We start from the raw sequence: 16,591 nt of genomic DNA on the forward strand, positions 1-16,591 counted from the left end.
TCCTGAAGATCTATCTTATCGGTTGATTCAGAACGAAAAAAACCCGCTCATTGAGCGGGTTTTGAAATTCTTGCTGACGCGTCTGAATTACAGAGCGATTACGTTAGCAGCAGAAGGGCCTTTGGCACCGTTAGTGATTTCGAACTCTACGCGCTGACCTTCAGCCAGAGTTTTGAAACCATTAGACTGGATTGCAGAGAAGTGTACGAACACGTCTTTGCTGCCATCTTCAGGAGTAATGAAACCGAATCCTTTGGACTCATTAAACCACTTAACGTTACCTTTAATCTTAGACATCAAAATTACCTTTACATTAAAAAACGACACAAATGCTGTGTCGGGTATCAGTACAACAATTGTGAGGCGTTTTGTCCAGCGGATCTTTGATAAAAAGTGACAAAAGTCGCGTTAATTTTCGCTGTCCGATTTTTATTCTTTACATTTCCATGTCTGTGCATTTTTTGGCCGATTTAGCAGAAAAACTCAGTTAAAACTGAAACCGCATCCAGGCAAAGTAAACGTTACCGTTGTTATAGGTACCCGGTATGTAGGTCATCTGAAACGTCGCCGGACCGTAACCAATGGAGGCAAGCGGCAGCAGTACCGGAACAGGAATGTATTTCCAGTTATCACGCGCCGTAAACCCTGCCGTATAGCCCAGCCCGAGACGGAAGTTGTCGTCTGATAACGGACGCCAGGTTTTTTCCCAGCCGTAACCGCCAATAGGCTCCCATTTATTGTAGGAGTCCTTAAACGCCATCAGGTACAGGCCATGCCAGTTACCTTTTTCATCCCAGCGAGACTGACCGAAGCCGGCCCCCCACGGACGTTCGTTATAACGGTCTGTTTTTTCTTTATCGTAGGCGAAACGTGCATGCCACGTAATGGCCGGAATATAGAGATCGTAATGCTCAGGTTCATTCCATGTTTGCGCGACGTTATCCGTGAAGGTGGTGAACCAGCCTTTATCCGCTGTATTGCTGTCTGCATTAACAGCAGACGCACACGATAACTGCCCAATAATAAACAACAAAATCAGGGGGAATTTAATTCGTACAATCACAATGCCATTACCATATTTAGTATTCGGTGCAGACCTTAACACAGAATACTTGAATGAACGCTTAACAGCATGGGTGTTATTCCTAATTACCATCCCGTTCCTGGGAATAATCTGAGGATACATAAACTGCATGCCTGAATAAGCACATGCAGTTGACATATTTAACGTTGATGTAACAATTTGTAGAGTGCGGGAATAACTAACATCGACAATAACGGTGCCGTTACCATGCCACCAATCATCGGCGCGGCAATACGTTGCATCACCTCCGAGCCACTCCCACTCCCCCACATGATGGGCAGCAGTCCTGCCATAATAGTGGCGACCGTCATCACCTTCGGACGCACGCGCAGCACGGCACCTTCGTGGATCGCCCGCATCAGCACCGTATTTCCCCCTTCTGGCTCCAGCCTGTGATATTTATCGATCGCATGATTCAAATAAAGAACCATAATTACGCCGAATTCTGCCGCCACTCCGGAAAGGGCGATAAAGCCAACGGCCCCCGCCACTGACAAATTATATTCAAGCAGCCACAATAACCACACGCCCCCAATAAGCGCGAACGGCAATGCCCCCATTATTATCAGGACATTTGATATCCGCCTGAAGGTTAACCATAAAAGGACGAATATAATCATCAGCGTGACAGGTAAAACTATTTTGAGCCTCGCGGTCGCCCGTTCCAGATATTCAAACTGCCCGGACCAGGAGAGAGACACGCCCTGCGGCAATACCACCTTCTCCTCCACCCGTTTTTGCATTTCATCCACGGCGGACTTCAGATCGCGCCCGCGCAAGTCAACATAGATCCAGCTGGAAAGGCGCGCGTTTTCACTTTTTAGCATCGGTGGGCCTTCCGTCACGACGATATCGGCCAATTCCCCCAGCGCCACCTGGCTACCGCTGGCGGTCACTACCGGCAACACCCGCAACGCGTCGACGTTATCACGCAAATCGCGGGGATAACGCAGGTTGATGGGATACCGCTCGCGTCCCTGGATCACCTCGCCAATGTTATCGCCCCCGACCAGCGTGGAGACCAGGCTTTGCAGTTCATCGACGGAAACGCCGTAGCGCGCGGCTTTTTGCCGATAGATACGAATATCCACGTAGCGTCCGCCTTCCAGACGCTCCGCCAGCGCAGAGGAGACGCCAGGAACGTCCTTCACCACCTGCTCAATCTGCCGGGCCACACGCTCAATGTCGGCAATATTATTGCCGTTCACCTTAATGCCGACCGGGCTTTTGATCCCGGTTGCCAGCATGTCCAGACGGTTACGGACAGGCGGCACCCACACATTGGCAATGCCCGGCAGCGACACGGTTTTATCGAGCTCCTCCACCAGCTTTTGCGGCGTCATTCCTGGCCGCCACTGCTCGCGGGGCTTAAAGTGGATGGTTGTTTCCAGCATGGTTAATGGCGCGGGATCGGTTGCCGACTCTGCCCGACCGGCTTTGCCAAACACGCTCGCCACCTCCGGGACGCTTTTGATCAAGCGGTCCGTCTGCTGAAGCAGCCGTGATGCCTCGCGAGCAGAGATCCCCGGCAGCGTGGAGGGCATATAGAGTAAATCTCCTTCATCCAGCGGCGGCATAAATTCGCTTCCCAGGCGGCTCAACGGCCAGAGCGTGGCGATCAGCAGCAGACATGCCAGTGCCAGCGTCGTTTTCGGGAAGGTCAGTACCTTGTCCAGCAGCGGCTCATACAGGCGGATCAGGAGGCGGTTGATCGGGTTTGCCTTCTCATCCGGGATTTTCCCGCGAATGAAAAAGCCCATTAGCACCGGCACCAGGGTGATCCCAAGCCCGGCGGCCACGGCCATCGACCAGGTTTTGGTGAACGCCAGCGGCGAGAACATTCTGCCCTCCTGCGCTTCCAGCGAAAAAACCGGTATAAATGACAGCGTGATGATTAACAGGCTGCAAAACAGCGCCGGTCCCACTTCAACCGCCGCCTTTTCCGCCAGACGCCAGTATTCCCCCGGCGCGGGCTCCTTGCCCGGATTATCATGCCGCCACAGCTCCAGCACCTTGTGCATGTTTTCAATCATCACAATTGCGGCATCCACCATCGCCCCGATGGCAATGGCGATCCCGCCGAGCGACATCATATTCGCGTTAATGCCCTGATAGTGCATCACCACAAAAGCCCCGAGGATCCCCAGCGGCAGAGAGACCATCGCCACCAGCGCGGAGCGCAGGTGGAACAGGAACAGCGCACACACCAGTACCACCACGGCAAACTCTTCGAGCAGCTTGTGCGTCAGCGTTTTGACCGAGTCCTCAATCAGCGTGGAACGATCGTAGACCGGAACAATCTCGACGCCCTGCGGCAGCGTTTTTTGCAGCTCACTCAGTTTCGCTTTTACCGCATGAAGCGTTTCCAGCGCATTCTGCCCGTAGCGCATCACGATCACGCCGCCAGCGACCTCCCCTTCACCGTTAAGCTCCGCCACACCCCGGCGGATCTCCGGGCCAATGCCAATGGTGGCGACATCTTTCAGCAGGACAGGTACGCCATCGCGGGTAGCGATCACCACATTGCGAAAATTCTCCAGCGAGCGCAAATAGCCCGTTGCCCGCACCATATACTCCGCTTCGCCCATCTCCAGCAGGGCGCCGCCGCTCTCCTTATTGGCGGCCTGCACCGCGCCGGATAGCTGGCTGTGGGTAATATTCAGCGCGCGCATTTTCGCCGGGTCCGCCACGATCTGATACTGACGCACCATTCCGCCAATACTTGCTACCTCAGATACATTCGGTACCGTCTTAAGCTCGAACTTAAGCGTCCAGTCCTGTAGGGCCCGCAGATCTGCCAGGCTGTGTTTTCCACTACGGTCGATCAGTGCATATTCGTAGATCCAGCCGACGCCCGTCGCATCCGGCCCCAGCGACACCTTCACGCCCGGCGGAAACTGCGCCTGTACCTGGCTTAAATATTCCAGCACCCGGGATCGCGCCCAGTAGAGATCGGTGCCATCCTCAAACAGCACATACACATAAGCGTCACCAAACATTGAAAAACCGCGCACGGTTTTAGCGCCCGGCACAGACAACATGGAGGTTGTCAGCGGCCAGGTCACCTGATCTTCAATCACCTGCGGCGCTTTCCCGGGGTAACTCGCTTTGATAATGACCTGCACATCAGACAGATCGGGCAACGCGTCCAGCGGCGCGCGTTGCACCGCCCACCAGCCCCAGCCTGCCATCATCAGTGCGGCCAGGATCACCAGCAGGCGGTTACGCAACGAGGCGCGAATCACAGCGGCAATCATGGCGTCACCTCCGGCATCACGCTACGCAGGCTGGCTTCGGAATCAATGAGGAATTGCCCGGACGTCACCACCTTATCGCCCTCTTTGACCCCGGACAGGATCGCCGTCCAGCCCTGCGCCGTCAGGCCGGTTGTCACCGTCACAGGCTGGAAATAACCGTCCCCGGTAGCCAGCAGCAGACGCGCAGACTCTCCGCTGTTAATCACCGCCTCTTCCGGCACCGCCAGCACCGGCGAGCCTTTCATCTCTTCCGCACGCCTGACGGAGAGGTACATACCCGGCTTCAGCTTATGTGCGGAATTTTCCATCACGATACGGGCTTTCAGGGTTCGCGTGGTCGTCTCCATCTGCGGCAGCAATTCGCTGACCGTGCCGTGGAATTGCTCCCCCGGCCAGCTTTCTGACGTTGCGACCACGTTGCTGCCCACTGCCAGAGACTGCGCCTGCGTTTGCGGGTAATCGACCACCAGCCAGACCGGATCGAGGCTGGCGATCTCAAACAGCGGAGCCGTTGCGGTGATTTGCGCCCCTTCCCGCACGTCCAGCTTCACCACATAGCCGGCCTGGTCAGCGCGCAGGATGAGCGTGGTCTGCGGCTTGCCGCTACGCTCCAGCAAACGAATGACCTCTTCCGGCATAAACTGCAACGCCAGCCGCTCGCGTGCGGCGCGGGTCAATGCGGCATCGCCAAGCTGACGAACTGCGAGATACTCCTGCTGGGCGGTGGTCCATTGCGGGATCCACAGTTGCGCCAGCGCCTCTCCGGCTTTCACCTGCTGCTGCGGTGCATTAACAAACAATTTTGACACCACGCCATTGGCCGGAGCTGACACCACCGAGACGTTACGTTCATCCGTTGCAACCGTGGCAAAGGCCGAGAACGGCGAAACCAGCTGGCGCATCTCAACGTTGGCGGTTTTCATCCCCAGGTTTTGCTGCTGTTGAGTGCTGATGGCCACGCCTGACGCCGCCTGCGCTTCATCAGCGTAGCGCGGGACCAGATCCATATCCATAAAGGGGGATTTACCCGGCTTATCGAAGCGCTGACCGGGTACCATGGGGTCGTACCAGTAAAGCACCTTACGTTCAGAGGGTTGTGCAGCCGCAGCCGGCTGATGCGTCTGCTTCTGTCCGACAAAATAGCCGCCAGCGGCAGCTATCGCGATGGCAATCGCCATTAACGTTGTTTTTTTCATTGCGCCAGCTCCTGCGGGATCAACCAGTTCACGGCAGCCCAGGTTCGCGCCATTTCGCGCTCCGCCTGGTTCACCGCCAGTTCCGTATCCAGTACGCCACGACGCGCCTCCAGCAGGGCCGGAAGCGCCGACTGTCCAGAGCGATATTGCGCCGTCAGTACCGCCAGCCGTTGACGCTGCAACGGTAGTACCTCGTCCCGCTGTCGCTGCCACACCGTTTGCGCAGCCTGATACTGCGCCACCAGCGTTTGCACCTGGGCAATGTGTTCGCGCTTGAGCAGCGTCAGTTGATCCGCCGCCTGCATAGAGCGGGAAACATCGGCGGCGTAATCCTTGTCCTGACGTTTTGACTGGAACAGAGGCAGATCCACGCTGAACATCACGCCAGCCATATCGTCATAGCCTTCAGCGCGGTGGGCGTAATAGACCTCCACATCCACATCGGGTATCGCCGCCACGGCAGATTGCGCTGAACGCGCTTTCGCGGTCTCGGCTTCACGTCGTGCGGCCTCCACTTCCGGGTGCCTGACGATCCCCTCCTGCAACGTTTTTTCATCGGCAGGAAGACGCTGATAGCGCGGCAGCGGACCGCGAACCGCCGTAATCGCGTGCCCCGTAAGCTCCAGCAGACGGCTTTGCGCCAGCTGCACATCCCGCTGCGCCAGCGTCTCTTTGTCGCGCATGGCGCTGAGGATCATTTGCAGGGCCAGTACGCTGTCTGGCGTTGCGCTTCCCGCCCCGACGCTCGCCTTCTGCACGCCGCGCTGACGTTCCGTTTCACGGACCAGCGTTCTGGCCGTGTTCAGTGCCTGCTGGGCCAGCGCCAGATCCAGCCAGGCCTGGGCGGTATCACGCTGAAGCGCGGCGCGGACGGCCTCGGATTTTGCCAGCACGCTTCGCGCCTGCGCCTGAAAGGTCTGCGCTTTACGTTCCCGCTTCTCTGAGCTGACGTAGCTTTGCATGATGCCAACCTTCTGCATGGTCATCCCTTCGCGCGTCAGCCGCCGATCGTTGCTGCCCTGTACCGGCACGTTTTCGATACCGAATTTCAGTTTTGGGTCAGGTAATTGCGTGGCGGAATCCGCCATCGCATCCAGCGCCTGCGCTTCGTTACGGCTGGCGGAGAGTTCTGCTGAGTAGCGCTGGGCTTCGGTCAGGGTGTGTTCGAGCGTCCACGGCTCCGCCTGCGCGGCGGAGGTTAACAGGCCGAACAACACCCCACCGAGCCACAGGCTCAGTGTGTGTTGTTTCATGGTGACCTCGCTTAGCGCGCTGGCGTCAGCGAGATAATCTGGAAACCGTCACCCGCACGCTCAAGCGTGAAGGTCACCTCATCCCCCGGTTTGGTGCCATTCAGCGTGGCGCCGGCAGATAAAGTAAACGGCATGGTCATCGCTGACCATTTTAGTTCCGGTATGGCCTCGTGCCGGAGCATGACGGCGCTGTCAGAGATCGACTGAACCACGCCGCGGCCCTGCCAGGTCTGGTTTGCCTGAACGGTATAAGAAGCGAAAGAGACGGACGCGCCAACCAGCGCGGAAAGGAATACGGTACGCATGATAAAACTCCTGTTAAACGTTAAGTAAATAAAATCAACGAATTAACAGGTTTTTACTCCCGAAACCGGCAATAGCGGATCGTTGCCGGCGGCCCCACAGCAGGAGGGGTAACGGACCACGCAGAATGGCTTGCAGACGAGCACTCTGGCGGAGTTAAGGTCAGGGTCATGGCGGCAGGCAGCGCCACCAGATGCGGCTGGGCAGGATCTTTTTGTACCTGATCCGGCACACAATGTTTTTCACACAGCGGTGAAGCACCGGCAGCATAATGCGGCCCCGGTTGCGCCATCATCTCCATATGCTGGATGGTGGCCACCTCGCCGCGCAAATCCATTGAACATTGATGGGAGGCGACGGCCACCTGAGTCTGGATCAACAGCCAGCCAAACGCCAGCAAAAACATCAGCAGATGTTTTTTGATAAAGCGCAGGCGATATGTCCAGCTGGCGTACATATTGAGATCGTCGGACAGGAGAAAGTGAACCGAGTATAAGCAGGCAAAAGAATGAAAGAGAAGTGGTTTTAAAGAGATTTACGTTTTAAATCGATTGTCGGCAAGTAATACTCAAAACCTTAACACTTCACCATCAATTTAATGACATATAATATCTATTCATCAGGTCAATAACGTCTTAATATAAATGACGCAGGGTTAGCAAAAATATCGTCATCAGTGCCTTTAGTAGTCTCTTTCTTGATTTTAATCAGCAAGGACTGGACATTTATTCGGCACATTTCAGCTTCTTTTTTATTGATTATTTGTCTCTCGGGCAGCAAGGAAATAGGGGAAATCATGCTTACTTTTCTCGAACTCCTCATTGGAGTCGTGGTCATTGTCGGTGTAGCACGCTACATCATTAAAGGTTACTCAGCCACCGGCGTGCTATTTGTCGGCGGCCTGACGCTGCTGATCATTAGCGCGCTAATGGGTCATCAGGTTTTACCCGCCAGCGAAGCCAGTACCGGATATACCGCTACCGATATTGTGGAATATATAAAAATTCTGCTGATGAGCCGCGGCGGCGATCTGGGCATGATGATCATGATGCTCTGCGGATTTGCTGCCTATATGACCCATATCGGCGCGAATGATATGGTGGTAAAACTGGCTTCTAAGCCGCTGCAATATATTAACTCCCCCTATCTGCTGATGGTCGCGGCCTATTTCCTGGCCTGTCTGATGTCATTAGCCGTTTCCTCAGCAACGGGCCTTGGCGTGCTGTTAATGGCAACTTTATTCCCGGTAATGGTTAACGTCGGGATCAGCCGTGGTGCAGCGGCGGCTATTTGCGCCTCTCCGGCGGCGATTATTCTCTCCCCTACTTCCGGTGACGTAGTGCTGGCCGCGAAAGCCGCGGAAATGTCGCTAATTGACTTCGCCTTCAAAACCACACTGCCGATCTCCATCACCGCTATTCTCGGCATGGGCGTGGCGCATTTCTTCTGGCAGCGCTATCTCGATAAGAAAGAGAACGTCAGCCACGAAATGATGGACGTCAGCGAAATCACCACTACCGCCCCGGCGTTTTATTCCATCCTGCCCTTCACGCCGATTATTGGCGTGCTTATTTTCGACGGCAAATGGGGCCCGCAGCTGCACATCATCACTATCCTGGTGATCTGTATGCTGCTGGCGGCCATCCTGGAGTTCGTTCGTGGTTTTAACACCCAGAAAGTGTTCACGGGTCTGGAAGTAGCCTTCCGCGGTATGGCGGATGCCTTCGCGGGCGTGGTGATGCTGCTGGTTGCCGCGGGGGTGTTTGCCCAGGGGCTGAGCACCATCGGCTTTATTCAGAGCCTGATCTCTATCGCCACCTCGTTCGGCTCGGCCAGCATTATCCTGATGCTGGTGCTGGTGGTGCTGACCATGCTGGCGGCGATGACCACCGGCTCCGGTAACGCGCCGTTCTACGCCTTTGTTGAGATGATCCCTAAGCTGGCACACTCCTCCGGCATCAACCCGGCTTACCTGTCCATTCCAATGCTTCAGGCCTCCAACCTGGGTCGTACCATTTCTCCGGTATCGGGCGTGGTGGTTGCGGTTGCGGGGATGGCGAAAATCTCTCCGTTTGAAGTGGTAAAACGCACGTCAGTGCCGGTGCTGGTTGGCCTGATTATCGTTATTATCGCCACCGAAGTGCTGGTTCCCGGCGCTGCCTAAGCGAAATTCCTGATATCCAAAAAGCGCCTGCGGGCGCTTTTTGTGCTTTAATAACCCCCAGAAATTAATCGCGCCCAACCAATCAGGAAAGCAAATGTTCAGGAAGGATATCGTTATCCCGTCTGGCGCAGTAGCGCTTGCACTCTGTGTCTTCTCAATTCAGGCAGATCCGCTTAAGCCAACCCAGTACGGCGATTTCGATCGCTACGTTCTGGCCCTTTCCTGGCAAACCGGATTTTGCCAGAGCATGGTCGAACGTAACCGTGACGAACCGGAAGAGTGTCGCCTGCAAAAAGAGAGCAGCAACAAAACCGATTTTCTGACCGTCCACGGCTTATGGCCAGCATTGCCGAAATCGATTGCCGCTCGCGGAGTGGATGAACGCCGCTGGATGCGCTTCGGCTGCGCCACTCGTCCGGTTCCGAATATGCCGGAAGCAAAAGCCAGCCGCAAATGTGACGCCGCAGAGACCGGACTATCGCTAACGGGCGCGGCGAAGCTGAACAGCGTGATGCCCGGCGCGGGCGGCAACTCCTGCCTTGAACGTTATGAATACGCGAAACACGGCGTCTGCTTTGGTTTTGATCCCGACGCTTACTTCGGCACCATGGTGCGCATGAACCAGGAAGTGAAGCACAGCGCGGCAGGAAAATTTCTGGCGGAAAACTATGGCAAAAGCGTCCGCCGCAGCGACTTCGATACAGCCGTGGCCAAAAGCTGGGGAAAACAGAGCGTAAAAGCGTTCAAGCTTACCTGCCACGGCAATCCGGCTTATCTGACCGAAATGCAGATCTCGCTGAACGCCAGCACCATCAACAACCCACTCTCTGACGGCTCCTTTGCGCCACAGCCGCATCCGGGCAACTGCGGCAAACAGTTTGTCATTGATAAAGCCGGTTACTGATGCTGCGCCGGGCAACTTTTTGCCCGGTTTTTCATTGGCTTCCGTGATATGACGATTAACCTCACACTTCCGCTCACACGCATCATTTTTCCAGCAAAAGCATTATTAATCTGGTAAACATCACTGAAACCTCCCCGTCATAATCGTGGCGTTATCTACAGGAGGAATTTCACATGGCTAAAAAACTGATTGCACTGTGCGCCTGCCCGATGGGCCTGGCACATACCTTCATGGCAGCCCAGGCGCTGGAAGACGCGGCGACGGAAGCCGGTTATGAGGTAAAAATTGAAACCCAGGGCGCGGACGGGATCCAGAATCGCCTGACCCCGCAGGATATTGCCGACGCTGACATTATCATCCACGCCATCGCGATCACCCCGGAAGACAATGAACGCTTCGAAACGCGCGACGTGTATGAGATTACGCTTCAGGACGCCATTAAAAACGCGGCAGGCACCCTGAAAGAGATCGAAGAGATGATTGCAGCAGAACAATAATAATCTTCACATCCAGGGGTTTTCGTCATGGCTATTAAAAAACGCAGCGCGGTTCGCCCGGACAGTCACGAGGGTGACACACTTGCCATCAAATCCGCACCGGTTGCCGCCGGTGCGTCTTTCTGGAAAGAGCTTCCACAGCACATTATGTCGGGGATATCCCGCATGGTGCCAACACTTATCATGGGCGGGGTTATCCTCGCCATTTCACAGCTTATCGCCTACGTCTGGCTGGAGATCCCGCCTGACACCGGTATTCTCGACGCGCTTAACTCAGGCAAATTCACCGGTTTCAATCTCTCGCTATTGAAATTTGGCTATCTGACTGAATCGTTCGGCGGGCTGCTGTTCAGCTTCGCCATCCCAATGTTTGCCGCCTTTGTCGCCAACTCTATCGGCGGAAAACTGGCCTTCCCGGCCGGGTTTATCGGTGGCCTTGTCGCCACGCAGCCGACGCTGGTGCTGAACTTTGATGCGGAAAAACTGACCTGGCTTGCCACCAAACCCGTGCCCTCCACGTTTATTGGCGCGCTGATTATCGCCATAGCCGCAGGCTATCTGGTCAAATGGCTGAATAGCCGCATTAACGTTCCACAGTATCTGCTGGCCTTTAAAAGCACCTTTCTGATCCCAATCCTCTCGGCGCTGTTTGTAATGCTGGCGATGTATTACATCATCACGCCGATTGGCGGCTGGCTGAATGCAGGTATGCGGACCGTACTGCTGGCGGCGGGTCAGGCGGGCTCCATGATGTACGCCATCGGGATGGCGGCGGCCACGGCGATTGATCTTGGCGGCCCCATTAACAAAGCGGCGGGATTTGTTGGCCTGGGGCTGACAACCGATCATGTCCTGCCCATCACCTCCCGCGCCGTGGCGATTGTTATTCCGCCCATTGGTCTGGGGCTGGCCACGCTGATTGACCATCGTCTGACCGGCAAACGCCTGTTTAGTCCGCAGCTTTATCCGCAAGGCAAAACGGCCATGTTCCTCGCCTTTATGGGCATCAGTGAAGGGGCCATCCCGTTCCTGCTGGAAAATCCGCTTGCGACGCTGCCGGCGTATATGGCGGGCGCGATCGCCGGTGCAATGACTGCCACCGCGCTCGGTGCCGTGCAGTGGTTCCCTGAATCGGCGATCTGGGCGTGGCCACTGGTCACCAATCTGGGAGCGTACATGCTCAGTATTGTGGTCGGGGCGGCGATCACCGCGCTGTTGGTAGTGATTATTCGTAACAGTCTGCACAAGCGCGGGAAACTCGCTATCGACACGCTGTAACGGGGTGAACCATGGAATTACTGAGAAGGCTTCGTGCCTGGCTGGCTGCGGAAAAACTGGACGGCGTGCTCATCTCTTCGCGCCAGAATAAACAGCCGCACCTGGGCATTTCAACCGGTTCGGGATATGTGCTGGTGACACAAACCGCGGCACATATCCTGGTGGATTTCCGTTACTACAGCGATATCGCTTCACGAGCGGCGGGCTATGAGATGCATCTGCTTAACACGGAGAACCCGTTTGCGCAGGCGGTGAACCAGATTATTGCGAAGGAAGCTCTCACCCGTCTTGGCTTTGAGGGTGAATACGTGAGCTGGCAAACAGGCGTGCTGTGGCGCGATACGCTGAATACCGCCCTTTGCAGCACCTCGCTTGACGCGCTGCGGCAGATAAAAACCGCTGACGAAATCGACCGTATCCGTGCAGCATGCGGCATTGCCGACCGCGCCGCACAGCACATCCGGCGTTTCATTCAGCCCGGTATGCGCGAACGTGAAGTCGCTGCCGAGCTGGAGTGGTTTATGAAGCAGGAGGGCGCGGACAAGCCCTCTTTCGACACCATTGTCGCCAGCGGGCCGCGCGGTGCGCTGCCCCACGGCAAAGCCTCTGACAAAGTGATTATGCCTGGCGAGATGATCACCCTTGATTTCGGCGCCCAACACCAGGGGTATTGCTCGGATATGACAAGGACCTTTCTTGTCGCCGGGCAAAACACGCCGCCGGAGGAACACCCTCTCTATGCGGTGTACCAGATCGTTCTGGCGGCACAACAGGCAGCTATTGATGCCATCCGCCCCGGCGTTTCCTGTCATCAGATCGATAGCGCCGCACGTTCCGTGATTGAACGTGCAGGTTACGGTCCGCAGTTCGGGCATAACACCGGCCATGCCATTGGTATTGATGTTCATGAAAATCCACGTTTTTCCCCTACCGACCGCACCCCGTTGCAGCCCGGCATGGTGCTGACCGTTGAGCCGGGGATCTACCTTGAACACCTGGGCGGGGTACGAATTGAAGATGTGGTGCTGGTGACGGAAACGGGCGCCGAGGTGCTTTATACCTTCGACAAACGGCTATTGCTGACGGGAGAATAAGAGTGGACAGAGATTTACTGCGCGCCCTGAGCGAAGCAGACGCCATTGCGGCCTCAGAGCAAGAGGTGCGCGACATCCTGCTCAGTGAGGCGCAAAAGTACCATAAAGAGGTTCAGTTTGATGGGCTGGGTTCCGTGCTTATCCGCGTCAACCAGAGCCGGGGCCCGAAGGTGATGGTCTGCGCCCATATGGATGAAGTCGGTTTTATGGTGCGCAGCGTCTCGCGCGAAGGGGCCATTGATGTCCTGCCCATCGGCAACGTGCGCATGATGGCCCGTACCCTTCAGCCGGTGCGCATCACCACGCGTAACGGGAAAAAAATACCGGGACTGCTGGATGGGGATCTGAAAGGAGAAAACGTTGACAATTTGCGTGTCGACATTGGCGCGACGTCGGCGGAGGAGGTGTTCGCCGCCGGTATCGACGCAGGCGACCGCGTGACGTTCGATACACCCTTTCAGACCCTTCCCCACAATCGGGTGATGGGTAAAGCCTTCGACGATCGTCTCGGCTGTTACCTGCTGATCGCGCTGCTGCGCGAGCTGCACCAGACGCCGCTCGACTGCGAGCTTTGGCTGGTGGCCAGCTCAAGTGAAGAGGTCGGCCTGCGCGGCGGCCAGACCGCCACGCGCGCCATTCATCCTGATATCGCGCTGGTGCTGGATACCGCCTGCTGGTCAAAAAATTTCGATTATGGCAGCGCCAACCATCGCCAGATCGGTGCGGGCCCGATGCTGGTGCTGTACGACAAAACGCTCATCGCCCCAGCCAAACTGATTGCGCTGGCTGAGACAATCGCGCGCTCGCAGGGGATCCCGCTGCAAAAAGACATGTTCAGCAACGGCGGAACGGACGGCGGGGCGATCCATCTCTTCGGCACTGGCGTGCTGACTCTTGTGCTTGGTCCCCCTACCCGACACGGGCACTGCGCGGCATCCATTGCCGACGAAAAAGACATTCATCACACCCAACAACTGCTTGTCGCGCTTGTGGCAGGCATGAACCGTGAGACCGTGGATCATCTGACGGACTTCAGATGCTGATCTCACGCGGCCAGGAGGAAGTATGCTTTCAATTGAATTTTTCTGCCCACTGCCCAACGGCCTGCATGCGCGTCCGGCCTGGGCGTTAAAAGAGCAGTGCAGCGCATGGCGCAGCGACATCCGTTTTATCAACAGACGGCTTCACACTCACGCGGATGCCAAAAGCTCGCTGGCGCTGATCAGTACCGGTACGCTGTTTAATGACAGCTGCGTGCTGGAAATTAACGGCAGCGACGAGGAGCAGGCCCGACGCGTGCTGGAGGCGTATCTCACCGGCGCGTTTATCGACAGCGACAGTATTCCCTCCGGCGACGCGCCGCACGTTGCGCATCCCCTGCCCCGCTCGCTTGTAAGGCTTGCTCCCCATCTTCAGCACGGCATTACGCTCGCCAGTGGCATCGGGGCTGGCACTCTGCGAGGCTGGCAGAGCGATAACCTCAAACGTTATTGTCAGATCCCCGCCTCGCCGGAAGATATTACCCGCCTGGAACACAGCCTGGCGACGCTGGCCGAACGGCTCAACCACCGCCTGCGCGGGCTCGACGGCGAGAGTAAAACCATTCTTAGCGCGCATCTTTCGCTGATCCAGGATGAGGAGTTTGGCGGCACCATACGCCGACTGATCGCCGAGGAGCGGCTAAGCCTTGCGGAGGCGATCATTCGTAATATGGAGCTGATCTGCGACAAGCTGTCACTCTCCGCCAGCGACTACCTGCGTGAACGCGTCAGCGATATTCGCGACATCAGCGAGCAGCTTCTTAACATTACCTGGCCGGAGTTGCAGCAAACCTCCGCATTCACCCTCAGCGCCCCCACTATTCTGGTGGCGGAAGATCTGACGCCCAGCCAGTTTCTCAGCCTCGACACGCAGTACCTGAAAGGCATGGTGCTTGAAAAAACAGGCCGGACGTCGCATACGCTGATCCTGGCACGCGCGGCCTCCGTGCCTGTGCTGAGTGGTTTAACGGTCGCCTCACTGGCGCCGTTGATGGGAAAAGAGGTCATTCTGGACGGCATCTGTAGCGTGCTGGTCGTTGAACCCAACGACGCGGTGAATGATTACTACAGCGTGGCGCAGCGCCTTGCCGACCGACGCCACCAGCAGCAGATCAAAGATGCGGGTCTTCCAGCGCTCACCCGCGACAACGTACCGGTAGAGATTGCCGCCAACATCGGCAGCGCGCTGGAAGCGCCCGGGGCGTTTACCTGCGGCGCGCAGGGTATCGGGCTGTTTCGCACTGAAATGCTGTATATGGACAGAGACACCGCGCCGGACGAGCAGGAGCAATTCGAAGCCTATCAGCAGGTGCTGCTCTCCGCGCAGGGCAAGCCGGTCATCTTTCGCACAATGGACATCGGCGGCGATAAGCAGATCCCTTACCTGAACATTCCCCAGGAAGAAAACCCGTTCCTCGGCTATCGCGCCGTTCGCATTTATCCCGAATTTGCCGATCTCTTCCGCACCCAACTGCGCGCGATCTTACGCGCAGGCGCAAGCGGCAATGCGCTGTTGATGATCCCGATGGTGCACAGCCTCGATCAGATTTTATGGATCAAACAGGAGCTGCAAAACGTTCGTGACGCCCTGGCCTCACAGGGGTTACGTCACACCGCGCGCCTGCCGCTGGGGATCATGGTTGAAGTGCCTTCAGTCTGCTTTATCATCGATCACTTCTGCGAAGAGGTGGATTTCTTCAGTATCGGCTCGAACGATATGACTCAGTATCTCTACGCTGTCGATCGCAACAACCCGCGCGTTTCGGGGCTGTATAACCCCATCACACCGTCTTTTTTACGCATGGTTCGCCAGATCGTCACCGCAGCGCATCGTCACGGGAAATGGGTCGGCATTTGCGGGGAACTTGGCGGAGAGCAGCGCTACCTCCCTCTTCTGCTTGGGCTGGGCTTAGATGAGTTCAGCATGAGCGGGCCGCGCATCCCTGCGGTAAAAACCCAGTTGCGTCAGCTGGACATGGCGACCTGCCGGGCGCTGGCAGATAAGGCCTGCGACAGCCGCAGCGCAGAGGAGATTGAAGCCCTGCTGGCGGATTTCACACCGGAAGCGCCGCCGCGTCCATTGCTGGCGCTGGAGACTATCGTGGTCAATGAGCCGCTGACCTCAAAAGAGCAGGTGCTTCAATTCTTATGCGGAAATCTTGCGATTCATGGCAGGACCGAAAACCCGCTCGAGCTTGAAGAAGATCTCTGGCAGCGCGAAGAGATTGTCACCACCGCCGTCGGGTTTGGCGTGGCGATCCCTCACACCAAATCGCAATGGATACGCCACTCCAGCATCAGCATTGCCCGTCTGGACAAGGCGATTGACTGGGAGTCGGATATGGGCGACGTCGAGCTGGTGATCATGCTGACGCTCGGCGCTCAGGAAGGGATTAATCACGTGAAGGTCTTTTCCCAGCTGGCGCGGAAGCTGGTCAATAAAACGTTTCGCGAGTCGCTGTTTGCAGCAACGACGCCGCAAAGTATCCTGGATCTGTTGAACGCAGAAATCACGTTCTGA

At 56.5% G+C, this 16,591-nt stretch carries 14 protein-coding genes; 7 read left to right on the forward strand and 7 right to left on the reverse strand.

The annotated features are described in order from the left end of the window. Nucleotides 1-87 precede the first annotated feature (87 nt). From cspE to SK53_RS09415, 7 genes are all read right to left on the reverse strand, one after another. Nucleotides 88-297, reverse strand: a complete 210-nt coding sequence (gene cspE / locus SK53_RS09385; RefSeq protein ID WP_002439184.1) for a transcription antiterminator/RNA stability regulator CspE — start codon at nucleotides 295-297, stop codon at nucleotides 88-90. Nucleotides 298-487: 190 nt separating this feature from the next. After that, entirely contained in the window at nucleotides 488-1,063 is a 576-nt protein-coding gene (pagP, locus tag SK53_RS09390) for a lipid IV(A) palmitoyltransferase PagP (protein WP_045342250.1), read from the reverse strand. A gap of 161 nt (nucleotides 1,064-1,224) precedes the next feature. Beyond that, nucleotides 1,225-4,341: an efflux RND transporter permease subunit gene (locus SK53_RS09395; RefSeq protein WP_048209137.1), complete on the reverse strand. Its 3,117-nt coding sequence runs from the start codon at nucleotides 4,339-4,341 to the stop codon at nucleotides 1,225-1,227. Then, nucleotides 4,338-5,537, reverse strand: a complete 1,200-nt coding sequence (locus SK53_RS09400) for an efflux RND transporter periplasmic adaptor subunit (protein WP_048209139.1) — start codon at nucleotides 5,535-5,537, stop codon at nucleotides 4,338-4,340. The genes SK53_RS09395 and SK53_RS09400 overlap by 4 nt, the downstream gene beginning before the upstream one ends. Then, nucleotides 5,534-6,790 (reverse strand): TolC family protein, encoded by a 1,257-nt coding sequence (locus tag SK53_RS09405; protein ID WP_048209140.1) that lies wholly within the window; start codon nucleotides 6,788-6,790, stop codon nucleotides 5,534-5,536. Before SK53_RS09405 ends, SK53_RS09400 begins: the two co-directional genes overlap by 4 nt. Before the next feature lie 11 nt (nucleotides 6,791-6,801). Next, entirely contained in the window at nucleotides 6,802-7,095 is a 294-nt protein-coding gene (locus SK53_RS09410) for a copper-binding protein (protein WP_032608845.1), read from the reverse strand. A gap of 53 nt (nucleotides 7,096-7,148) precedes the next feature. Beyond that, complete coding sequence (locus SK53_RS09415; RefSeq protein ID WP_032608844.1) at nucleotides 7,149-7,550, reverse strand: hypothetical protein; 402 nt, start codon at nucleotides 7,548-7,550, stop codon at nucleotides 7,149-7,151. 339 nt (nucleotides 7,551-7,889) lie between these two features. Here SK53_RS09415 and dcuC point away from each other — a divergent pair, with 339 nt between their 5' ends. From dcuC to ptsP, 7 genes are all read left to right on the forward strand, one after another. Next, nucleotides 7,890-9,257 carry an anaerobic C4-dicarboxylate transporter DcuC gene (gene dcuC, locus SK53_RS09420; protein ID WP_017382481.1) on the forward strand — a complete coding sequence of 456 codons (1,368 nt, stop codon included), beginning with the start codon at nucleotides 7,890-7,892 and terminating at the stop codon, nucleotides 9,255-9,257. 94 nt (nucleotides 9,258-9,351) lie between these two features. Next, complete coding sequence (rna, locus tag SK53_RS09425) at nucleotides 9,352-10,161, forward strand: ribonuclease I (protein ID WP_023315614.1); 810 nt, start codon at nucleotides 9,352-9,354, stop codon at nucleotides 10,159-10,161. A gap of 173 nt (nucleotides 10,162-10,334) precedes the next feature. Beyond that, nucleotides 10,335-10,658 carry a PTS fructose transporter subunit IIB gene (locus SK53_RS09430; RefSeq protein ID WP_017382483.1) on the forward strand — a complete coding sequence of 108 codons (324 nt, stop codon included), beginning with the start codon at nucleotides 10,335-10,337 and terminating at the stop codon, nucleotides 10,656-10,658. 27 nt (nucleotides 10,659-10,685) lie between these two features. Continuing rightward, a complete protein-coding gene (locus tag SK53_RS09435; RefSeq protein WP_003858745.1) occupies nucleotides 10,686-11,936 on the forward strand; it encodes a PTS fructose transporter subunit IIC in 1,251 nt (416 codons plus the stop codon). Between the two features lie 11 nt (nucleotides 11,937-11,947). Continuing rightward, entirely contained in the window at nucleotides 11,948-13,030 is a 1,083-nt protein-coding gene (ypdF, locus tag SK53_RS09440) for an aminopeptidase (protein WP_032608839.1), read from the forward strand. Between the two features lie 2 nt (nucleotides 13,031-13,032). After that, on the forward strand, nucleotides 13,033-14,073 hold the full coding sequence (ypdE, locus tag SK53_RS09445) for an aminopeptidase (RefSeq protein WP_048209143.1): 1,041 nt from the start codon (nucleotides 13,033-13,035) through the stop codon (nucleotides 14,071-14,073). Between the two features lie 22 nt (nucleotides 14,074-14,095). Beyond that, the gene (gene ptsP / locus SK53_RS09450) at nucleotides 14,096-16,591 is read left to right on the forward strand and encodes a phosphoenolpyruvate--protein phosphotransferase (RefSeq protein WP_048209145.1); all 2,496 of its coding nucleotides are present in this window, start codon (nucleotides 14,096-14,098) and stop codon (nucleotides 16,589-16,591) included.

It is taken from the genome of Enterobacter sp. MGH119 (assembly GCF_001037675.1).
GTDB classification, from domain to species: Bacteria; Pseudomonadota; Gammaproteobacteria; order Enterobacterales; family Enterobacteriaceae; genus Enterobacter; species Enterobacter hormaechei_C.